This is a genomic window from Curtobacterium sp. MCSS17_011, from assembly GCF_003224275.1.
In the GTDB taxonomy this organism is placed as follows: domain Bacteria; phylum Actinomycetota; class Actinomycetes; order Actinomycetales; family Microbacteriaceae; genus Curtobacterium.
Genome location: NZ_QKLE01000020.1, coordinates 1 through 21,134 on the forward strand (window position 1 = coordinate 1; position 21,134 = coordinate 21,134).

Annotated in this window: 19 protein-coding genes and 1 pseudogene; 7 read left to right on the forward strand and 13 right to left on the reverse strand. The window is 72.2% G+C overall.

The annotated features are described in order from the left end of the window. The 5 genes from DEJ17_RS12850 to DEJ17_RS12870 form a co-directional block, all read right to left on the reverse strand. Nucleotides 1-1,207 (reverse strand): ROK family protein (locus tag DEJ17_RS12850; protein WP_258366803.1); only part of this gene is annotated, 1,207 nt, incomplete at its 3' end. A gap of 129 nt (nucleotides 1,208-1,336) precedes the next feature. After that, a complete protein-coding gene (locus DEJ17_RS12855) occupies nucleotides 1,337-2,386 on the reverse strand; it encodes a sugar phosphate isomerase/epimerase (protein ID WP_110894454.1) in 1,050 nt (349 codons plus the stop codon). Between the two features lie 34 nt (nucleotides 2,387-2,420). Next, entirely contained in the window at nucleotides 2,421-3,533 is a 1,113-nt protein-coding gene (locus DEJ17_RS12860; RefSeq protein WP_110894456.1) for a Gfo/Idh/MocA family protein, read from the reverse strand. Continuing rightward, nucleotides 3,518-4,225 carry a ThuA domain-containing protein gene (locus DEJ17_RS12865; protein WP_110894458.1) on the reverse strand — a complete coding sequence of 236 codons (708 nt, stop codon included), beginning with the start codon at nucleotides 4,223-4,225 and terminating at the stop codon, nucleotides 3,518-3,520. Before DEJ17_RS12865 ends, DEJ17_RS12860 begins: the two co-directional genes overlap by 16 nt. Then, complete coding sequence (locus tag DEJ17_RS12870; protein ID WP_258366804.1) at nucleotides 4,222-5,418, reverse strand: Gfo/Idh/MocA family protein; 1,197 nt, start codon at nucleotides 5,416-5,418, stop codon at nucleotides 4,222-4,224. The genes DEJ17_RS12865 and DEJ17_RS12870 overlap by 4 nt, the downstream gene beginning before the upstream one ends. Before the next feature lie 97 nt (nucleotides 5,419-5,515). Here DEJ17_RS12870 and xylA point away from each other — a divergent pair, with 97 nt between their 5' ends. From xylA to DEJ17_RS12885, 3 genes and pseudogenes are all read left to right on the forward strand, one after another. Continuing rightward, nucleotides 5,516-6,709 carry a xylose isomerase gene (gene xylA, locus DEJ17_RS12875; protein WP_110894460.1) on the forward strand — a complete coding sequence of 398 codons (1,194 nt, stop codon included), beginning with the start codon at nucleotides 5,516-5,518 and terminating at the stop codon, nucleotides 6,707-6,709. 32 nt (nucleotides 6,710-6,741) lie between these two features. Beyond that, nucleotides 6,742-8,247 carry an FGGY family carbohydrate kinase gene (locus tag DEJ17_RS12880; protein WP_110894529.1) on the forward strand — a complete coding sequence of 502 codons (1,506 nt, stop codon included), beginning with the start codon at nucleotides 6,742-6,744 and terminating at the stop codon, nucleotides 8,245-8,247. 82 nt (nucleotides 8,248-8,329) lie between these two features. After that, nucleotides 8,330-9,332, forward strand: a pseudogene (locus DEJ17_RS12885) (acetylxylan esterase). On the opposite strand, the gene DEJ17_RS12890 reads toward DEJ17_RS12885, so the two are convergent. From DEJ17_RS12890 to DEJ17_RS17830, 3 genes are read right to left on the reverse strand one after another with little or no spacing between them, the layout of a single operon-like run. Further along, a complete protein-coding gene (locus DEJ17_RS12890; RefSeq protein ID WP_110894462.1) occupies nucleotides 9,325-9,519 on the reverse strand; it encodes a hypothetical protein in 195 nt (64 codons plus the stop codon). The pseudogene DEJ17_RS12885 and the gene DEJ17_RS12890 overlap by 8 nt on opposite strands. Before the next feature lie 7 nt (nucleotides 9,520-9,526). Further along, nucleotides 9,527-10,489, reverse strand: coding sequence for a helix-turn-helix transcriptional regulator (locus DEJ17_RS17975; protein WP_220033653.1), 963 nt, complete (start codon nucleotides 10,487-10,489; stop codon nucleotides 9,527-9,529). Further along, nucleotides 10,486-10,653, reverse strand: coding sequence for a hypothetical protein (locus tag DEJ17_RS17830; RefSeq protein WP_181421175.1), 168 nt, complete (start codon nucleotides 10,651-10,653; stop codon nucleotides 10,486-10,488). Before DEJ17_RS17830 ends, DEJ17_RS17975 begins: the two co-directional genes overlap by 4 nt. A 196-nt stretch (nucleotides 10,654-10,849) precedes the next feature. On the opposite strand from DEJ17_RS17830, the gene DEJ17_RS12910 reads away from it, so the two are divergent. The 3 genes from DEJ17_RS12910 to DEJ17_RS12920 all read left to right on the forward strand — a co-directional run bounded on the left by DEJ17_RS12910 (nucleotide 10,850) and on the right by DEJ17_RS12920 (nucleotide 13,172). Continuing rightward, a complete protein-coding gene (locus DEJ17_RS12910) occupies nucleotides 10,850-11,608 on the forward strand; it encodes an AraC family transcriptional regulator (RefSeq protein ID WP_110894466.1) in 759 nt (252 codons plus the stop codon). A 105-nt stretch (nucleotides 11,609-11,713) separates the two neighbouring features. After that, nucleotides 11,714-12,091 carry an ATP-dependent DNA ligase gene (locus DEJ17_RS12915; RefSeq protein ID WP_071245963.1) on the forward strand — a complete coding sequence of 126 codons (378 nt, stop codon included), beginning with the start codon at nucleotides 11,714-11,716 and terminating at the stop codon, nucleotides 12,089-12,091. A gap of 55 nt (nucleotides 12,092-12,146) precedes the next feature. Then, nucleotides 12,147-13,172: a glycosyl hydrolase family 18 protein gene (locus tag DEJ17_RS12920; RefSeq protein ID WP_110894468.1), complete on the forward strand. Its 1,026-nt coding sequence runs from the start codon at nucleotides 12,147-12,149 to the stop codon at nucleotides 13,170-13,172. A 66-nt stretch (nucleotides 13,173-13,238) separates the two neighbouring features. On the opposite strand, the gene DEJ17_RS12925 is transcribed toward DEJ17_RS12920, so the two are convergent. The 4 genes from DEJ17_RS12925 to DEJ17_RS12940 form a co-directional block, all read right to left on the reverse strand. Next, nucleotides 13,239-15,602: a glycoside hydrolase family 3 N-terminal domain-containing protein gene (locus tag DEJ17_RS12925; RefSeq protein WP_375342573.1), complete on the reverse strand. Its 2,364-nt coding sequence runs from the start codon at nucleotides 15,600-15,602 to the stop codon at nucleotides 13,239-13,241. A gap of 140 nt (nucleotides 15,603-15,742) precedes the next feature. Beyond that, nucleotides 15,743-16,624, reverse strand: a complete 882-nt coding sequence (locus DEJ17_RS12930) for a carbohydrate ABC transporter permease (RefSeq protein ID WP_017886791.1) — start codon at nucleotides 16,622-16,624, stop codon at nucleotides 15,743-15,745. Next, nucleotides 16,624-17,646: a carbohydrate ABC transporter permease gene (locus DEJ17_RS12935; RefSeq protein ID WP_027464452.1), complete on the reverse strand. Its 1,023-nt coding sequence runs from the start codon at nucleotides 17,644-17,646 to the stop codon at nucleotides 16,624-16,626. Before DEJ17_RS12935 ends, DEJ17_RS12930 begins: the two co-directional genes overlap by 1 nt. A 2-nt stretch (nucleotides 17,647-17,648) precedes the next feature. Beyond that, entirely contained in the window at nucleotides 17,649-18,944 is a 1,296-nt protein-coding gene (locus tag DEJ17_RS12940) for an ABC transporter substrate-binding protein (RefSeq protein WP_110894470.1), read from the reverse strand. Between the two features lie 147 nt (nucleotides 18,945-19,091). On the opposite strand from DEJ17_RS12940, the gene DEJ17_RS12945 reads away from it, so the two are divergent. Beyond that, nucleotides 19,092-20,135, forward strand: a complete 1,044-nt coding sequence (locus DEJ17_RS12945) for a LacI family DNA-binding transcriptional regulator (RefSeq protein WP_181421178.1) — start codon at nucleotides 19,092-19,094, stop codon at nucleotides 20,133-20,135. Nucleotides 20,136-20,145: 10 nt separating this feature from the next. On the opposite strand, the gene DEJ17_RS12950 is transcribed toward DEJ17_RS12945, so the two are convergent. Beyond that, complete coding sequence (locus tag DEJ17_RS12950) at nucleotides 20,146-21,129, reverse strand: helix-turn-helix domain-containing protein (protein WP_110894474.1); 984 nt, start codon at nucleotides 21,127-21,129, stop codon at nucleotides 20,146-20,148. Nucleotides 21,130-21,134: the final 5 nt, after the last annotated feature.

Below are 21,134 nucleotides of genomic sequence, written 5' to 3' on the forward strand. Positions count from 1 at the left end.
AGATGTGTATAAGAGACAGGAGCAGGACGTCGGCACCGAGCGCCGCCGGCGCGATGCGCAGCCGCTCGGTCACGGCAGCCATCGACTGGGCGCGGACCTCGGCGTCGATGCGGTCCCCGACGTGGCCGAGGAGCACTCCGAGGAACCCGCCGAGGACGACCACCTCGGGGTTGACGGTGTGGATCGCGTTGCGGAGTGCGGTCGCGAGGGCCGTGACCTGGCGGTCGACCACCCGCTCGACCTCGGGACGGCGCTGCGCGAGCGCCGCGGCGAGCGCTGACGGGTCGTCCGAGGCGACGCCGGCGGCAGCGACCAGGGCATCACGCGACGCCTCGGTCTCGAGACACCCGACAGCACCGCAGTGACAACGGACACCGTTCGCTGCGACGAAGGTGTGACCGAGCTCGCCAGCGTACCCGTCCGCCCCGCTGAGAGGCCGAGCGGCACTGATGACGCCGCCGCCGATACCGCTCGCGCCACCGTTGAGGTAGATCAGGTCGTCGACTCCGCGGCCACTGCCGTACAGCCGCTCCGCCCAGGCGCCGGAGTTCGCGTCGTTCGCGGCCCGGACCGGCAGACCGGTGCGCTCGGCGAGGGGACGGGCGATCGGTTCGTCGTGCCAGCCGAGGTGGGGCGCGTAGCGGACCACGCCGTCCTCGACCCGCACGGTCCCGGGGACCGCGACGCCGATCCCGGCGATCCGCGTGGGTGGGCCTTCCCCGGCGATCAACTCGTCCAGGAGTCCGGCGATGGTCTCGACCGCCTCGGCGGCGGTCGGGGCGCTCTCGCTCGCCGCCACCGCGCGGGTGTGCACGCTGCCGTCGAGTCCGACGAGTGCGACGGTCACGGCGTCCACCTCGACCGTGACGGCGACCGCGACCACCTCTGCCGAGGCGCGGACCACCGGGCTCGGGCGGCCGACGCCAGCGCTCGCGCTGCCGGACCCGGGCACGTCCTCGTGCACCAACCCGAGTTCGACCAGTTCGCCGACGAGCGTGAGCGTGGTCGATCGGTTGAGTCCGGTGCGGCGGGTGAGTTCGGCGCGGGTGATCGGACCGTCCTCGTGCGCCAGGCGGAGGACACGTGCGGCGTTGCGCAGTGCCGGGGTCTGCGCGACTCCGGGTGCTGCAGCTCTGCGTGCCATCGGGTCCTCTCGGTCGTGTTCGTCGTGCTCGTCGTGCTCGTCGTGCTCGTCGTGCTGACCCATCCTCGCGTGCTCGGTCCTTCCCAGGACGCCTGCGATGGGAAGCGGGATCGGGCGTACCTGGTCGAAACAAACGACCAGGTATGCCCGGATTCAGCAGGTATGCCCGGACGGGGGATCGTGGTCGACCGGTCAGCGCGACCGCGAGAACGCGGCGTCGAACGCGGCGTCCGGCGGTGCGATGGTGCCGAGCTGCCGGACGAACGCCAGTGCCTCGGGGCCGCCGACGAGCCGGTCCATGCCGGCGTCCTCCCACTCGACGCTGGTCGGGCCGGTGTACCCGATGTGGTTCAGCACGCGGAACACCCGCTCCCACGGCACGTCGCCGTGGCCGGCGGTGACGAAGTCCCACCCGCGCCGGGGGTCGCCCCACGGCAGGTGCGAGGACAACCGACCGTTGCGGCCGTCGAGCTGCTTCACCGACTCCTTGCAGTGCACGTGGTACACCCGGTCGGCGAAGTCGAGCAGGAACGCGGCGGGGTCGAGGTCCTGCCAGACGAAGTGCGACGGGTCGAAGTTGAACCCGAACGCCGGCCGGTCCTGGAACACCTCGAGCGTGCGCTTGGCGGTCCAGTAGTCGTAGGCGATCTCGGACGGGTGCACCTCGAGCGCGAACCGGACCCCGACCTCCTCGAAGACGTCGAGGATCGGTGACCAGCGGTCGTGGAAGTCCTGGTACCCGGCGTCGATCATCCCCGGGGGCACGGGCGGGAACCCGGCGACGGTCTTCCAGATCGACGAGCCGGAGAAGCCCGTGACGGTGTCCACGCCGAGTGCCGCGGCGGCACGGGCGGTCCACTGCAGTTCCTCGGCTGCGCGCTGTCGCACGCCCTCGGGGTCGCCGTCGCCCCACACGTGCGGCGGGACGATGTCCTCGTGCCGCTGGTCGATGGGGTCGTCGCAGACGGCCTGGCCGACCAGGTGGTTCGCGATCGTCCAGACCCGCAGGCCGTGGCGTTCCAGGATCGCCAGCCGGTCCGCGACGTACTCCGGGTCCGTCGCGGCGCGCCGGACGTCCAGGTGGTCACCCCAGCAGGCGATCTCCAGCCCGTCGTACCCCCACTCACCGGCGAGCCGGGCGACCTCCTCGAAGGGCAGGTCGGCCCACTGTCCGGTGAACAGGGTGACCGGCCGGGAGGCCCGGGTCGTCTCCGTCGTGTCGCTCGCGTCCGTCGTCGTCATCGTCGTCGTCCTTCTTCGCGGTGGTCGGGTTCCGTCACCAGGATCCGGGTGCGGACCCGGCGGGGACGGTGGCGGATCGCTCGACGCGCGAGTGCACGTCGACGACCGAGTGGTCTCGGGCGGCGGCGGAGGCCGCTTCCATGACCTCGAGCACGTGGAACGCGAGGTCGCCGGAGGCACGGTGCGGCCGGTCCGTCGCGATCGCGTGCGCCATGTCGGCGAGCCCGTACCCGCGGCCGGCGTCGGCGTACCCGGCGGAGACGGGCAGGTCGCGCCACGAGCGGTCGTCGGCGGTGGCGATCGACACGGTGTCCGAGAACCGGTTCGGGTCCGGGACGCCCAGGGTGCCGGCGGTGCCGTACACCTCGAACAGCGGGGCGCGGGTGGCCCAGACCTCGAACGAGACGGTCATGGTGGAGACCACGCCGTTCTCGTGCTCGAGGATCGCGACGACGTGCGTGTCGACGTCGACCGGGATCGACGTGCCGGCGTTCGGCCCGGTGGCGATGGTGCGCTCCCGGGCGGAGCGGGTCGCACTGCCGCTGACCCGGACGACGGGCCCGAAGAACGTGACGAGGCTGGTCAAGTAGTATGGCCCCATGTCGAGGAGCGGTCCGCCGCCCGGCTGGTAGTAGAACGCCGGCGCCGGGTGCCAGAGCTCGTGCCCGGGTGCGCTCCAGGCCACGGCGGCACCGACCGGGGTGCCGATCGCACCGTCGTCGAGCGCGGCTCGCGCGGTCTGGATGCCCGTGCCGAGGACGGTGTCCGGGGCGCTGCCGACGCGCAGGCCGGTGGCGCGGGCGGCTTCGAGCACCGGTGCGGCCTCGGCGGTGGACATCGCGAGCGGCTTCTCGCCGTAGACGTGCTTGCCCGCGGCGAGCGCCCGGGTGGCGATGTCGGCGTGCGCGGCCGGGATCGTCAGGTTGAGCACCACGTCGACGTCGTCGGCGGCGAGCAGGTCGTCCACGGTGGTCCCGCGCACGCCCTGCGCCGCGCCGACGTCCTGGGCACGGGCGACGTCGAGGTCGGCGACCGCGGCGAGCTCGAGGCCGGGCAGGGCCGGGAAGTGCTCGAAGTACTGCTGGCTGATGACCCCGACGCCGACGACGCCGACGCGGAGCACCCCTTCGTTCACCGTGCTGCCCACAGGAGTCCCCGTTCGATGATGGTGCGGACCGGCTGCGACTCGACGACCTCGATCCGGTGTCCGGGCGCCGAGACGAAGATCCGCCCCTTCCCCCACTGCCGGGTCCAGATCGCCGGTGCGGTGACCGGCCGGTTCCAGGGGTCCCACGAGCGGGCCTCCTGCGTGGTGGTGGCGAGGACGTCGTCGTACTCGTCGCTCAGCACCCAGTACTGCTCGGTGACGAGGTCGAAGTCCTCGATGCCCTGCGTGATCGGGTGCTGGTGCCCGAGGTCGGTGATGTGCACCGTGTACGGGATGTAGTTGTCCGACTGCTCCCCGACCCGTTCGTCGGGGTGCTTGCCCGCGTGGTGCGCGAACTGCCCGCCGATCATGTGCAGGTAGTCGGCGTTGTCGCGGTACGAGTCCGCGATGCCGCCGTGCCAGCCGGCCAGGCCGGTGCCGTTCAGGACGGCGCGCTGCAGACCGGCGAACTCGTCGGCGGCGATGGTCGTCATGGTGTTCACCTGGACGATCAGGTCGACCGTGTCCATGTACTCCTGGTCGGCGTACACGGCAGGCGATCCCTCGACCCGGACCACGAAACCGTGGTCCTGCAGGAACGGGATGAACAGGTCGGTGGTCTCGACGGGCTGGTGGCCGTCCCACCCGCCGCGGACGACGAGCGCCTGGCGGGTCTGCTCGGCGGCGCTCACGAGGTCGCCGTCCAGGTGCTGCCGGCGGCGGCGCTGCGTTCGACCGCGTCGAGGACCCGCTGCACGTGCAGGCCGTCGGCGAACGACGGCGACGGGTCGGTGCCGGCGACGATCGCGTCGACGAAGTCCTTCACCTGGTGGCTGAAGGTGTGCTCGTACCCGATGAGGTGCCCGGTCGGCCACCACGCGGCCATGTAGGGGTGCTCGGGCTCGGTGACGAGGATGCGGCGGAACCCCTGCTCCCCGGCCGGCGCGTTCGACTCGTACAGCCGGAGCTCGTTCATCGCCTCGAGGTCGAACTGGATCGCGCCCTCGGAACCGCTGATCTCGAGCGTCAGGCCGTTCTTCCGTCCGGTCGCGTACCGCGTGGCCTCGAACGTGCCGATCGCACCGTCGGCCGCGCCGCCACCCAGGCGGGCGGTGAAGAACGCGGCGTCGTCGACCGTCACCTGGCCGCGCTCGCTCGACGCGGTGCCGGAGAGCCCGACCCCCTCGGCCATCAGCGGACGCTCGTTCACGAAGGTCTCGAGGGTGCCGGAGACGGTGGCCAGCGACGCACCGGTGACGTGCTCGACCAGGTCGATGGCGTGCGCGCCGATGTCACCCAGCGCGCCGGAGCCGGCGAGCGACTTGTCCAGGCGCCAGGTCATCGGGCCGTCCTCGTCCGCCAACCAGTCCTGCAGGTAGAGCGCGCGGACCTGGCGCACGGTGCCGATCCGGCCGTCCTGCACCAGCTGCCGGGCGAACGCGATGGCCGGCACCCGGCGGTAGCTGAACCCGACCATCGCCCGGACGCCCTGTGCACGGGCGGCATCGGCGGCGGCGGTCATCGCCTCGGCCTCGGCGACGGTGTTCGCGAGCGGCTTCTCGCACAGGACGTGCTTGCCGGCCTGGAGCGCGGCGATCGCGATCTCGACGTGCGAGGACCCCGGGGAGACGACGTCGACGACGTCGATGTCCGGATCGGCGACGACGGCACCCCAGTCGGTGGACGCCGCTTGCCAGCCGTACTGCTGCCGGGCGGCCTCGGTGCGTTCGGGATCACGGCCGACGATCACCGCCATCTCCGGCTCGGCTCCGAGGTCGAAGAACCTGGGGGCGGTCCGCCACGCCTGTGAGTGCGCGGCTCCCATGAAGCCGTGCCCCACCATCGCGACCCGCAGTCGTTGCTGCACCGTCGACTCACTTGCCATCCGCTCGCTCCTTTGCGATCACGTGCTTGCCACAGCCAACACTACCGCTTATGTTGGGCGCGGCAACATTTTGTTTCGACGACGAACGGTGACCACCATGGCAACGACGCCCACCCGTGCAGACAAGTTCTCCTTCGGTCTCTGGACCATCGGCTACAACGGCTCCGACCCCTTCGGCGGACCGACCCGGCCCGCCCTCGACGTGGTCGAGGCGGTCGAGAAGCTCGACGAGCTCGGGGCCTACGGCCTGACCTTCCACGACGACGACCTGTTCGCGTTCGGTTCCACCGACGCCGAACGCCAGACCCAGATCGACCGCCTCAAGGGCGCGCTCGAGTCGACCGGGCTCGTCGTGCCGATGGTCACGACGAACCTGTTCTCCGCCCCGGTCTTCAAGGACGGTGGCTTCACCTCGAACGACCGGCAGGTCCGCCGCTTCGCGCTCCGCAAGGTGCTCCGCAACATCGACCTCGCCGCCGAGCTCGGCGCGTCGACGTTCGTGATGTGGGGCGGCCGCGAAGGCTCGGAGTACGACAGCGCCAAGGACGTGCAGGCCGCGCTCGAGCGGTACCGCGAGGCCGTCAACCTGCTCGCCCAGTACGTCACCGACAAGGGCTACGGCATCCGGTTCGCCATTGAGCCGAAGCCGAACGAGCCCCGCGGCGACATCCTCCTGCCGACCCTCGGCCACGCGATCGCCTTCACCGAGACGCTCGAGCGCCCGGAGCTGTTCGGCATCAACCCCGAGGTCGGCCACGAGCAGATGGCGGGCCTGAACTTCACGGCCGGCATCGCCCAGGCGCTCTACCAGGGCAAGCTCTTCCACATCGACCTCAACGGTCAGCGCGGCATCAAGTACGACCAGGACCTGGTGTTCGGTCACGGCGACCTGCAGAACGCGTTCTCGCTCGTCGACCTGCTCGAGCACGGCGCCCCGCAGGGCGGCCCGGCGTACGACGGCCCGCGCCACTTCGACTACAAGCCCAGCCGCACCGAGGACATCACCGGCGTCTGGGACTCCGCGTCGGCCAACATGCGCATGTACCTGCTCCTCAAGGAGCGTGCGCAGGCGTTCCGCGCCGACCCCGAGGTGCAGGCGGCGCTCGAGGCCTCCAAGGTCGGCGAGCTGTCGACGCCGACGCTGAACGACGGCGAGTCGTACGACGCGTTCCTCGCCGACCGCTCCGCCTACGAGGACTTCGACGCCGACGCGTACTTCGGCGGCAAGGGCTTCGGCTTCGTCCGCCTGCAGCAGCTCGCGATGGAGCACCTCATGGGCGCGCGGAATTGAAGGCAGACGCGCCAGCGGCTGCATTCCGCGCGCTGAGGCGGCCTGCCGCCGAAGGGGCTGACAACACGGACGAGCGCCAGCTCGTCGCCGGGGTCGACTCGTCGACCCAGTCCTGCAAGGTCACCATCCGTGACGCCGCGACCGGTGCGGTCGTCCGCGAGGGACGCGCGTCCCACCCGGACGGCACCTCGGTCGACCCCCGCCACTGGTGGGACGCCCTCGGTGCCGCCGTCGCGGACGCCGGCGGCCTCGACGACGTCGGTGCCGTCGCCGTCGCCGGGCAGCAGCACGGCATGGTGGCGCTCGACGCCGACGGCCGCGTGGTGCGCGACGCCCTGCTCTGGAACGACGTGCGCAGTGCGGACGCAGCCGCGCAGATGGTCGACGAGCTCGGCCGGGAATCCTGGGTCGCCCGGACGGGGCTGGTACCGGTCGCGTCGTTCACCGGCACCAAGCTGCGGTGGCTCCGCGACGCGGAACCCGAGAACGCGGCCCGCGTCGCGGCCGTGGCGCTCCCCCACGACTGGCTGTCGTGGCGGCTCCGCGGCTACGGCCCGGCGGACGAGAGCCCGCTCGGTCCCGACCTCGACGCCCTGGCGACCGACGCGTCGGACGCCAGCGGCACGGCGTACTGGGATCCGGTGCGCCGCGAGTACGACCCGGAGCTGTTCGAGCTCGCGTTCGGGCGGCCGATGCGACCGGCGTCGATGGGTGACGACGACGCCGTGGTCGTGCCCCGCGTGGTCGCTCCCGACGAGGCGATGGGCACCCTGTCCACCGACGTCGAGCTGCCCGGCGGCGCGGTCGCCCGGTCCGGCCTCGTCGTCGGCGCCGGACTCGGCGACAACGCCGGGGCAGCGCTCGGCCTGGGTCTCGGCCCTGGTGACGTCGCGGTGTCCCTCGGCACCAGCGGCACGGTCTTCGGGGTCAGCGACGCCGAGGTGCGTGACCCGAGCGGGACCGTGGCGGGCTTCGCCGACGGGACCGGGTCGCGCCTCCCGATCGTCACGACGCTCAACGCGGCCCGCGTGCTCGAGGTGATCGGCGGCCTGCTCGGCGTCGACCACGACGCACTCGGCGAACTGGCGCTGCAGGCGCCGGCCGGGGCCGACGGCCTCGTCCTGGTGCCGTACTTCGTCGGCGAGCGCACGCCCAACCGGCCGGACGCGACCGCATCGCTGCTCGGCATGACGCCGGCGACCACCGACCGGGCGCACCTGGCCCGGGCGGCCGTCGAGGGGATGCTCTGCGCCCTCGCCGACGGACTGGCCGCGGTGCAGGGCACCGGGGTGACCGTCGAGCGGCTGCTGCTCATCGGTGGCGCTGCGCGGAACCCGGCGGTCCGCACCGTCGCCGCACAGGTGTTCGGCCGTGACGTCCTGGTGCCGGAGCCCGGCGAGTACGTCGCCGCGGGTGCTGCGAAGCAGGCCGCGTGGGCGCTCACCGGCGCACTGCCGACGTGGGACACCGCGACGACCACCGTGCCGTCCGACCCGCACCCCGCGGTGCTCGAGCAGTACCGCGCCGCGGCGCGCTGACCGACGCACCGGATCCGACACTCCCCGCCCCCGGCGCCCTCCACCAGGGCGCCGGGGGCATCATCGTCCCCGGAGGACCCCCATGCCACTGACCGACCTGCCCCTCGACGCGCTCCGCGCCCACCGCTCGGACGTCCGTCGTCCCGCTGACTTCGACGCCTTCTGGGCGGACACGATCGCCGCCGCCCGGACCGCGGGCGAGGGGGTCGAGTCGACCCTCGTGCCGGCCGAGACCCCGGTGACCCGGTCTCGTCGTCGAGGACCTGACGTTCCCCGGGTTCGCCGGCGACCCCGTGCGCGCGTGGGTCAACCGCCCGGTGTCCGACGACCCCGCCGCACTGCCGGTCGTCGTCGAGTTCCTCGGCTACGGCGGTGGCCGTGGTCGCCCCGGCGAGCGCGTGCACTGGGCCCTCGCCGGCTACGTGCACGTCGTGATGGACACGCGCGGCCAGGGCTCCGGGTGGGCCGGCGGCGACACCCCGGACCCGCACGGCTCCGCACCGCACGCCAGCGGCTGGATGACGAGCGGCATCGGCTCACCGGCCGAGCACTACTACCGCCGCGTCTACACCGACGCCGTGCGGCTCGTCGAGGCGGTGCGGACGCTGCCCGGGATCGACCCCGAGCGCATCGCCCTGACCGGTGGCAGCCAGGGCGGCGGCATCACGATCGCCGCGGCGGCCCTGGTCGAGGCACACGTCGGACCGGTCGCCGCGGTGCTGCCCGACGTCGCGTTCCTGGCCGACTGGCGGAACGGCACCGACGTCGCGGTCGGCGGTCCGTACCTGGAGCTCGCGCAGTACCTCGCCGTCCACCGAGACGCGGCCGAGCGCGTGTGGGAGACCGCCGCGTACCTGGACGGGGTGAACCACGCCGCCGGCATCACCGCCCCGGCGCTGTTCTCGGTCGCGCTGATGGATGACGTCGTTCCGCCGCGCACGACCTTCGCCGCGTTCAACGCCCTGGGATCCACCGACCCCGAGATCGTCGTGTACCCCTACAACGGGCATGAGGGTGGCGGCTTCCGGCACTGGGAGCGTCAGGCTGCGTTCCTGGCGGACCGGCTGCAGCGCCACGTCAGATGAAGTAGTGGTGCCGGTGGTGGGGGCCGGCGCTCCCTCCACCGACGTCGTAGTGCACGGTGAGGGTCTGCTCCCAGTCGGGTCCGCGGTGGTCGCCCCACTCGAACAGGATGCTGTCCGGCACGACGTCCGGCTGGTGGAGCAGGACCCGCTCCGCCAGCCCGATCAGCCGCTGTTGTCGGGTACGCACGGGCGGGTCAGGTGCTCGTCTGGAGCGTCTTCTTCGGGTACTCGTCGAAGCGCTGGTGGTACGTGCTCGAGAACCGCCCCATGTGGCGGAAGCCCCACCGGTGTGCGACCTCGGCCACCGTCGTCTGCGCGCAGTCGGCGAGCTGGAGCGCGATCCGCACCCGGTCGAGGCGGACCTGCAGCAGGTACGTCATGGGGCTCACCCCGACGTGCTGCACGAAGTTCTCCTGGAGTGTGCGGGAGCTGACCCCGACGGCCCCGCAGACGTCCGCGAGCTGGAGCGGCCGGTCGCAGTGCTGCGCGAGCCAGGCCTGCGCGAGCTGCACGGTGTTCGCCGTCCGGCGCACCGGCGGTGCGTCGCCTTCGGCACCCGTCCCGCCGAAGGCCCGCAGGACGGACTCGGCCAGCAACACCTGTGCGGACAGGTGCCCGCCCGGGTTGCGGTCGGGGTGCAGCGCGTTGACGGCGACCGCGTCGATGCGGGCGAGCAGGTGGGAGACCTCGGCCTCGGCCGGGCGGGATCGCAGTCGCCCGGCGAAGCGGTGGTCGAACACGACCCCGTTCACGGCGTCGAGGAAGCCGCGGTCGACCCGCAGCACCTGGACGGTCCCCGCCGGCACGATCAGCGTGAACGGCCGGTCGGTCGGCAGGAGCACCGGCACACCGGGCCGGGTGGGCGCGTCGTCGTCGACCCGGAGGCACCCCGCGGTCGACCACGCCAGCACCGGCGTGCCGTCCGGCGTGAACGAGGCGGCAGCGGCCGTCGACACCGCCGACGACAGCAGCGCGACGTTGTGGTGGCGCACCGTCCGGTGGCGGAACGCGAACCGGTCGGTGGGTGCGAACCGCACGTCGCGACCGTCGTACACGGCACGGACCGTCCGGACGGCGTCGGAGGGGGTCCGGCCGCACCGCTCGGCGGCCCGGGGTGCGTGGCCGACCGCGGCCCGCGGGACGGTGTCGCTGCTCACGGCTTCCGCCCCCGCTGGGCGCGGAGGTCCGCGAAGGTGAAGCGCTCGCGATCGACGTCGTCCTCGGACTGCACGATCCACCCGCGTCGGGCAGCCCGTGCCCGCGCCCGGTAGGAGGTGATGTGCACCGGGGCGACCCCCGGTGCACGCTCGTAAACACTCATCAGATCCTCCGATCTGCCCCCGCACCCCCGACCCTGTTCGGAGGGGGACAGTTTGAGTACCTTCTGGACGATAAGCGCCTCCGTCGGGGTCCACAATGGCCCCCGAACGGGTGCGATCCACATCCGCGCACCCCGGATAACTGCTGCGTCGTGGCGTCGGGGGCCGATCTGCCCGACCGCCTCGTAGCCTCCACGTATGGACCAGGCACCGACCACGGCGAGTGGTCCCGAGCACGGCGGAGCACGGCTGTCCCGCTCCGTGCACGAGGCGCTGCGGTTCGTGCACGCCCACGCCCGCGAAGGGATCTCGGTACCGGACATCGCCGCCGCCGCGCACCTGTCCACCCGCGGTCTGCAGAGCGCGTTCCGACGGGAGTTGCAGACCTCCCCCGCGTCGTACCTGCGCGGGGTGCGGCTCGAGGGGGTCCGCCGCGAACTGCTGTCCATGACCCCGTCCGACCGCCGCACGATCGCGGAGGTCGCCAAGCACTGGCACTTCAGCAACGCCGGCCGGATGGCGGCCGAGTACCGTGCCGCGTTCGGCACCGCCCCGTCCGCGGCGCTCCGGACGTTCGACCCGGACGACCCGGACCCCCACGTCACGAGGACCATCGCGGGGCGCTCCGGCGACGGCTCCCGGTTCCGCATCGTGCTCGACTGCGAGGTGGAGGTCGAGGACGTCGACGCGACACTCGCCAGCGCCCTCCGTCGCGCCCACGGTGACGATCGGCCCTGGCACGGCTACGACCCGGACGGCGGCACCGCGGACATCGTGGCGTTCCTGCTGGCCAGCGCGGTCCGGAGCGTCGCAGGCGACGCTTCCGGCATCCGGCTGCGTGCGGTCAACCCGATGCTGCGGGCACCGGACGAGCACGGCGGGTACCCGTCGGCCGAGCTCCCGCCGTGGACGGCACCCGGCACCCCGCCGTCGGCCATCGGTCCGGAACGGGACTGATCGCGCCCTCGATGGACGGAATGCGCCACGCACCAGGGATCCGAGGGAGGATGGAACCCGGGGGCCCGGCACGTGCGGCGGGCCCCACCAACGGAAGGCAGCGCCATGGGCCAGCTCATCTACGACTCCCAACCCCTCGAGCTCCGCCTCGACGACCGTGCGCTCACGCACCTGCAGATCGTCATCGTGAACCTCATCCGCCGCGGGGAGAGCTTCGTGTTCTCGTGGAAGGACGACCCCGCCGTCGGCGGCGGTCGCAGCAGCATCTGGATCCACCCGTACTGTGGACTGCACTTCAAGTTCGCCGGCGGGAAGTCACCGAGCGTGAACCGCTCCTGGCTCGACGAGCTCTACGCCAGCGCGGCGAGCGGCTCCGGCCTCGTCCTGAGCCCGGAACCGACGGACGCCGAGGGCCCGGTCTCCGCCGACGACGTCGCCGGCGCCCCGCCGGCACGACCGACCACGACCATCAGCGCCTCCTGACGGGGCGCGGACGAAGCGCCCCGACCGGGGCACGAACGACAGGATGCCCCTCCCCGTGACCACCACCCCGCGTCGGCCCCGCACCGCGCTGCTCGCCGCCGCGCTCACCGCAGGACTCGCTCTCGCCGGCTGCACGGCGCCGACGGCCGCCCGTGCCGACGGGTTCGACGTGACCGGGTTCCAGCCCGAGAACGCCGACACCACCCTGGTGGACGCGAACGCCGCCGCGATGGACGTGGTCGGCGTCGACGGGCTGCTGCTGAACCGCACGGGGACGAAGGTGTCGGCGCCCTCGCGCGCCGCCAAGGCCCAGCGCAACCGGGCACACGCGAACGGGCTCACCGCGCAACTGCTCGTGAGCAACTACTCCGAGGCCGACGGGGACTTCAGCGAGCCGATCGCACGGAAGCTGCTCACCTCGCCCGCGAACCGCGCCCGGGTCGTCCGTTCGCTGGCCGCCGACGTGACCACGGGTGGCTGGGACTCGGTCATGATCGACCTCGAGGCGCTCACCGCGGCCGAGAAGCCCGGGCTCACCGCCTTCGCCCGGGAGCTCCGGGCCGCCGTCGGTGACGACGTCCGGCTCGACATCGCCCTGTCGGCGTCGACCACCGCCGCCGGGTACGCCCGCCTGGGCTACGACGTGCGCGCCCTCCGCGCCCCGCTCGACCACCTGACGCTCATGGCGTACGACCAGCACGGACCGTGGGAACCGGACGCGTCCGGCCCGGTCGGGTCGCTCGCGTGGTCGTCGAAGGCCGCCCGTGCACTCGCGACCCTCGCTCCCGCCGACCAGATCGTGCTCGGTGTCGCCGGGTACGGCTACCACTGGAAGGGGAAGCGTCCGGCCGGTCAGCTCTCCGACGCCCAGGCCCGGCTCCGGGTCCGGAAGGCGGGCGCGACCGCCCGGTGGGACGCGACGGTCGGCGAATGGACGGCGACCCTGCCGAGCGGTGAGGTGCTCTGGTGGTCCGACGCACGCTCGCTGCGCGAACGGGTCGCGCTGGCGGACCGGCTCGGCCTGACCGGCGTCGCCGTCTGGTCGCTGGACCTGTCCGACCGCATCGAACCGGTCGGGTGATCACGACCCACTGACGGACAGGAGGCCCGGTGCACTCTGGCACCGGGCCTCCTGTCCGTCTCCCGGTCAGACGAGCGAGCACTCCACCAGGCGGGGGTCGTCGGGGGTGACCTCGTGGACCGCGCCGGTGACCGCGACGGTGGCGCGCTCCGTGGCGGTGCCGGGCACGGGGTGTCGGACCGGCCCGTCGCCCGAGGCGACGATCCCACCCGCTGCCACCGGGCCTCCCGGCCGTGACGCCGCCGCGTGCGACGCGACCCAGACCTGCACGTCGCCGGGCTCGACCACCTTGCGCATCCGGCGGTCGGTGAACGCGAAGCGCTGCACCGGGACGCGGAAGCGGACCCGCGCGGACTCCCCCGCGGCGAGCGCGACCCGCGCGTACCCGAGGAGCTGCACCTCGGGCCTGGTGACGCTGCCGTGCACGTCGTGCCCGTAGAGCTGCACGACGTCTTCGCCGTCACGGGCCCCGGTGTTCCGGACCGTCACCGACGCGGTGAAGACGCCGTCGGAGCGGACGTCCTGGTCGACGACGAGCTCGTCGTAGGCGAAGTCGGTGTAGCCGAGGCCGAAGCCGAACGGTCGCACCGGCGTCGAGTCGGCGGCGGTGACGTCGGACGGACCGCCGAGCCGCGGGTGCAGGTACGTGAACGGCTGCGCACCGGCGGACCGGGGCAGGGACAGCGGCAGGCGGCCGGAGGGCGAGGCCGCGCCGGTGAGCAGGTCGGCGATCGCCAGCCCGCCGCCCTCGCCCGGGAAGAACGCCTGCACGACCGCGGCCGGACGCGGCTGGTCGCCGTCGAGCGCCCAGCCGATCGCGTAGGGCCGGCCGGTGAGCAGCACCATCACGGTGGGGGTACCGGTCGCGACGACGGCCTCGACCAGCTCGCGCTGCACGCCGGGCAGGTCGAGCGACTCGGTGTCGTTGCCCTCGCCGACCGTGCCGCGGCCGAAGAGTCCGGCCTGGTCGCCGACGACGACCACCGCGACGTCCGAGGCGGAGGCCACGGCGACCGCGTCGGCGAAGCCGGCCCGGTCGTCGCCCGTGACGGCGCAGCCCGCTGCGAAGCGGACCGCTGCTGGGCCCAGGGTCTGGGCGACGGCTTCGCGGACGGTCGGGATCGCGAAGCCGAGCGGCAGGTCGGGGTGCGAGGCGAGCACGTGGTTGGCGAACGAGTAGCAGCCCTGCAGGGCCTCGGCGCGGTCCGCGTTCGGGCCGATGACGGCGACGGAGGCCCCCGGGGCGAGCGGGAGGACGGGCACGGCGCCGTCGGGCGCTGCGGTTGCGCCGTCGGCGGCGACGCGCTCGTTCGACAGCAGCACGAGCGACTTCGCCGCCAGCTCGCGTGCAAGGGCCTGGTGCAGCGGGGTGTCGAGGTCGATCCCGGTGGGGGCGTCCTCGGCGAACGCGTCCGGCTCGAGCAGGCCGAGCCGCTCCTTCTGCCGGAGCACCCGGAGCACGGCGCGGTCGACGAGCGCCTCGTCCACCTGCCCGCTGCGGACCCGCTCGACCAGCGGCGCGAGGTACGCGTCACCCGTGGGGAGCTCGACGTCGATGCCGGCCTCGAGGGCCAGCGCCGCGGCCTCACCGCGGTCGGCGGCGATGCCGTGCATGACCTCGAGGAACGCCACCGAGAAGTAGTCCGCGACGACCGTGCCGTCGAAGCCGAGCCGGTCACGGAGCAGGTCGGTGAGCAGTTCGCCGTTCGCCGCGACGGGGACGCCGTCGATCTCGGCGTACGAGTTCATGACGCTCCGGGCACCGCCGTCGCGCAGCGCCATCTCGAACGGCGGCAGGTAGACGTCGGCGAGCTCGCGAGCACCGGCGTGCACGGGGGCGTGGTTCCGCCCCGCCTGCGATGCCGAGTACCCGAGGAAGTGCTTCAGGGTCGCGTCGACCCCGGCGGACTGCAACCCGCGCACGTACGCGGTGCCGACCGTGCCGACCAGGTACGGGTCCTCGGCGATGCACTCGTCGACCCGGCCCCAGCGAGGGTCACGGATCACGTCGAGCACCGGTGCGAGCCCCTGGTGGACGCCGAGCTGCCGCATCGACGCACCGATCGCGGCGCCGACCTGCTCGACGAGCTCCGGGTCGAACGACGCGCCCCACGCCAGCGGGGTCGGGAACGTCGCGGCCTTCCACGCGGCGAGGCCGGTCAGGCACTCCTCGTGGACGAGCGCCGGGATTCCGAGCCGGGTCTCGCGCTGCAGGCGGCGCTGTTCAGCCCAGAGCCAGGCGGCACGCTCGTCGGGTTCGACGGGGCGGGTGCCGTAGACGCGGGTGAACTGCCCGATGCCGTCGCGGGTGATGTCCGCCAGGGTGCTGCCCTGCTGCACGGCCGCCATCTCGCCCTGCATGGGGGCGACGACGCCGTTCTGGTCGAGCCAGTAGCCGACGAGCTGGGCGACCTTCTCGTCGAGGGTCATCACGGCGAGCAGGGCGTCGGCGCGGGGACCGGCGGTGGTCGCGGTCGCGGCCGTCGCGGCCGTCGCGTCCGTCGCGTCCGTCGCGCTGTCGGCCTGGAGGCGCGGGTCGCGTCCGGCGGTCTGCGTCGCGTCGGTCGCGGTCACCCCTTCACCGCCCCGGTCAGGCCACCGACGATGCGGCGCTGGAAGATCGTGAAGAACACGAGCGCCGGGATCATCGACATCGAGGTGAACGCGAGCACCTTGGCGGTGTCGACCGAGTACTGCGACGAGAACGACTGGACCCCGAGCGGCAGCGTGTACGCGGCCTCGTTGTTCAGGATGAACAGCGGCAGGATGTAGCTGTTCCAGCTGGCGATGAACGCCAGGATGCCGACCGTGACGACGCCGGGCAGCGACAGCGGCACGACCATCCGGAAGAAGAACCCGAGACGGCTCGCTCCGTCGATCGACGCGGCCTCCTCGAGCTCGTCGGGGATCGCCCGCAGGAACGGCACCAGGATGATGACGGTGGTCGGCAGCGCGAACGCGATCTGCGGCAGGATCACGCCGGCCAGGCTGTTCGTCAGACCGAGGTCCTTGACGAGCAGGTACAGCGGGGTGATCGCGACCGTGATCGGGAACATCAGGCCCGCGGCGAACAGGGCGTAGAGCGCCCCGCGGCCGGCGAACCGGTAGCGGGCGAGCACGAAGCTCACCATCAGCCCGAGCACGACGACCCCGAGGGTGGTCGTGACGGCGCTGATCGTGGAGTTGCCGAGCTGCTGCCAGAAGATGCCGCTCGACAGCACGGACCCGTAGTTGCCGAACTCGAACGGCGCCGGCAGCCCGGCGGGGCTCGTGGTGATCTGCGAGTTCGTCCGGAAGCCGCCCAGCACGATGTAGAGCACGGGTGCCAGGTTGGCGGCGACGAACAGGATCGCGACGACGTAGGTCAGCGGGTTCGCGCGTCCGATCGCGGCACTGGACCGTCGCTCCCGCACGGCCCGGCGCCCGGGGGCGACGATGCTCGTGGTGGCCATCAGTTCTTCCTCTCGGTGAGTGCACCGGCGGTGTCGCGGCGGAGCACGAAGCGCTGGTAGATCAGGGCGACCACGAGCGAGATCACGAACATCACGACCGCGACGGCGCTGCCGAAGCCGAAGTTGCCCGAGGTGCGGCCGTTGGCGACCATGTACGTCGCCATCGTCGAGGTGCCCGCGGTCGACGCGATGTACTGCCCCCAGATGATGTAGACGAGGTCGAACAGCTGCAGCGAGCCGATGATGGACAGGAACGCCCAGATGCGGATGGTCGGACCGAGCAGCGGCAGCGTGATGCGCCGCTGGATCTGCCAGTAGCCGGCACCGTCGATCGCGGCGGCTTCGAACAGTTCCTCGGGGATGCTCTGCAGGCCGGCGAGGAACAGGATCACCGCGAAGCCGATGTACTTCCACGAGATGATCACGAGCAGCGTCCAGATGGCGATGTCGGGGTTCGACAGCCAGTCCGCACGGAGTCCGCCCAGGCCGATGCTCTGGAACAGGTCGTTCACGGCGCCGTTCGACTGGAGCATCAGGCTCCACCCGGTGCCGACGATCACCTCGGAGATGACGTACGGCACGAAGACCAGCACGCGGACGAGCCCGCGGCCGTGCATCTTCTGGTTGAGCAGCAGTGCGAGCACGATCGCGATCGGCCCCTGCAGCACCAGGGAGAGCACGACGATGAACCCGTTGTGCATCAGGACCGCGTGGAACGCCTTGTCCTGGAAGATGATCAGGTAGTTCTGCAGCCCGACGAAGTCGGTCGGCGGGCCGTAGCCCTGCCACTTGAAGAACCCGTAGTACGCGGCGAGCGCCACGGGCAGGATCACGAACGTGACGAAGACGATGACCGCTGGTCCGGCGAGGACCGCGATCTCGACGCGCTTCCGCCAGTCCGCGATGCGGCGCTTGGTCCGCCGACCGGCGGGGAGCGGTGAACCGCTCCCCGCCGGGGACGTCCCCGCGGCCGTGTCCGACCCGGTGGTCGGAGTCGTACCGAGCGAGGTGTCGAGGGTCATGCTCAGCCCTTGGCCGCAGCCTGGTTGGTGGTCTCGACGATGTCCTTCGCGTCGCCCTTGCCGGCGAGCAGGTCGACCACGCTGGTGTTCAGCGCGTTGCCGACGTTCTGGCCGTACAGGGTGTCGAGGTACTGCGAGACGAACGGGGCCTCCTGGTAGGCGGCCAGGGCCGACTTCAGGTAGTCCGAGTCGACGACCGACTGGGCTTCCTTGTTCACCGGGATGGCGTTGAAGGCCTTGTAGTAGCCCTCCTGGTTGTCCTTCTGCACGATAAAGTTCAGGAAGTCGGTGCACGCCTTCTTCGGGGCCTGCGCCGAGCAGGAGTTGCCGTCGACACCGCCCATCATCGACTTCGGGTCACCCTTGCCGCCGTCGATCGCGGGGAACGGGAACCAGCCGAGGTCGGGCAGCGGCTTGGCGTCCGGCGTCAGCGACGCGATCACGCCCGGGTCCCACGCACCCATGAGCTCCATCGCGGCCTTGTGGTTGGCGAGGAGACCGGCGGAGCTGCCGGCGCCCTGCTGTGCGGCGGTGGTCAGGAAGCCGTTGTTGAAGGGCTCGGTGGCGTTGAAGTCCTCGAGCTGCTCGCCCGCCTTCGTCCAGCAGGCGTTGTCGAACTCCAGCGACTCCGCGGCGTCCTCGAGCGTCTTCTGGCTGCACTCGCGGAGCGCGAAGTTGTAGTACCAGTGGGCGGCCGGCCAGGCGTCCTTCGCGCCGACGGCGACCGGGTCGATGTCCTTGGCCTTGAGCTTCGTGATCGCGTCGTTCAGCTCGTCCATGGTCGTGGGCGTGCCCTCGATGCCGGCTTCCTTGAACAGGTCCTTCGAGTACCAGATGCCCTCGGGGAGCACCGCGCCCGGCATGGCGTAGGTCTTGCCGTCCTTCTCGTACCCGGCGAACGTGCCCGCGCTGATGGACTTCTTCGCGTCGGCGCTGATGGAGTCGGAGATGTCCATGAGCTGCCCCGCGGCGATCATCGCGTCCATCTTGCCGCCGCCGCGCTGCAGGAACACGTCGGGGGCGTCGCCGGAGTTGAGGGCGGTCTGGAGCTTGCCGTCCAGGTCCTCGTTCTGGATCGCCTGGGTCTTGATGATGACGTTCGGGTACTTCTCCTCGAACGCCTTGACCGTGGAGGCCCAGTAGGCCTTGCCCGGCCCGGTCGTCGAGTTGTGCCAGAAGGTCATCGTGACCTTCCCGCCGTCCTCGGAGGCATCGCTGCCCGCAGAGCAGCCGCTGGCCACCAGTGCTGTCGCCCCGATCAGCGCGATGGCTGCCGCGGCACGGATCTTCCTCGTCATCGTGGAACTCCTGAAGTGTCGTCGTTGACATGCAGCGACATCGACTGCCGCTGCGGAGAGCATGCCTGCTGCTCCGGGTCGGTGTCAATCGATATCGATAACGTTTTCTTTACCGATTGCGCGGTGCCGCAGCGGTACGGTGTGCACATGGACTCGGCACTCGGCGCGCGTCCCGGTGCCGGCCGGGTGACGATCGGCGACGTGGCGCGGGTGGCCGGGGTGTCGATCCCGACGGTGTCCAAGGTGATCAACCAGCGGGACGGGGTCGCACCCGCCACGATGCTCCGCGTGCAGCAGGTGGTCGAGGACCTGGGGTACGAGACCTCGCTGGTCGCCCGGAGCCTGCGGAGTTCGCGGACCGGGGTCGTCGGCATCCTGGTGCCCGAGTTCGAGCCGTTCTCGACCGAGCTGCTCCGCGGCATCTCGCGGGCGGCCACCGGCACCGGCTACGAGCTGCTCGCCTACGCCGGCCTGATGACCGGCGCCGACCGACCCGGGTGGGAGCGCCGGTCGCTGTCCCGCCTCTCCGGCACCCTGATCGACGGCGCGATCGTCGTCACCCCGACCACGGCCCTGTCGAGCTCGTCGATCCCCGTCGTGGCGATCGACCCGCACACCGGGCCGGAAGGGCACGCCACCGTCGACGCCGACAACGAGGCCGGCGCGGTGCAGGCCGTCGAACACCTGCTCGCACTCGGACACACGCGCATCGCGCACCTGCAGGGCCGCGCCGACCTGGCCTCCGCCCAGCTGCGCGCCGCCGGGTACCGCTCGGCGCTGACGGCCGCGGGCATCACGGTCGACGAGTGCCTGTTGCGTGACGGCGGCTACCAGGAGGACCAGTCCGCGGCCGTCGCCCGCGAGCTCCTGACCCTCGCCGACCACCCCACCGCGGTGTTCGCTGCGAACGACTCGTCGGCGATCGGTGTGCTCCGCGCCGCGGCCGAGGTCGGGCTCCGCGTGCCCCAGGACCTGTCCGTCGTGGGCTTCGACGACGTCCCGCAGGCCTCCACCACGACCCCGCCGCTCACGACGGTGTCCCAGCCACTCGCCGAGCTCGGGTCGCACGCCGTGCAGATGCTCCTGACGATGCTCCGCGGTGAGCCGACCACCGACCACGTCCGGCTGCCCACGACCCTCCGGGTGCGGGCGAGCACCGGCCCGGCCCCGCGGCCCACGTCCGGCCACTGAGCGCGGGCGGTCAGCGTCGCAGGGTCTGCTTCGGGTACTCGCCGAACCGGGCCGCGTAGGCCGCCGAGAACCGGCCGAGGTGGGCGAACCCCCACCGTCGGGCGACGTCGCCGACGACCCCGGCCTGCGGGTCGAGCTCGAGCAGTTCCCCGCGCACCCGGTCGAGCCGGACCTCGCGCAGGTAGGTCAGCGGCGACACGTCGAAGACCCGGCGGAACGACTCCTGGACCGACCGCACGCTCAGGCCGGCGACCTCGGACAGCTCCTGGACGGTGACCGGCTCGGCGGCGTGCGCGTGGATGTACTCCACTGCTGCCCGCAGCCGGGCGTTCCGGGGCAGGCCGAGCACCGCGGGCAGGTCGTCGGCCTGCGGCGGGAAGGTGTCCAGGAACGCGGTGGCCGCCGACCGCTTGGCCTCGTGCCAGGCGGCGGAGTCGGGCCCCTCGGCGCGCAGCGCCCGGGACAGCGCCAGGAGCGCCCCCTGCCAGCGCTCCGCCGTGTCGGGCTCCGGCGCGCGGGTGGGGTCGAACCGCAGTGGTGCGGCGTCGACCTCCAGGTGTTCGAACGCGACGCGGTGCACGTACTCCCGCCCGAAGTGCACCAACCGCTGGTCGTGGTCCTCGGCGCTGAACACGAAGTCGTCCTCGGGCGGCAGGAGCACGGGGACGTCCCGGTGCAGCTCCATCCGGACGCGCCCGGAGTCCAGGTGCGCGGTCCCGCTGGTGATCCACGTCACCACGTAGTCGGCACCGACCGGCACCGAGCCGCGCACGGCACCGCGCAGCTGCGAGCGCCGGATGCTCACGTCGGAGTCCCCGACGGCCGTGTACCGGTACGAGAAGTCGTCGTCGATGCGCCGGACGGACCACCGATCGGCACCGTGGACGGCGGCGAGGTCGCGCTCGGCCGAGTCGGGGTCCCCGCCGGAGACCTCGAAACGGACGGGTTCACCGGCGCGGGAAGCGGACTGCGGAGTCGGGACGGGGTCAGCCACGGTGC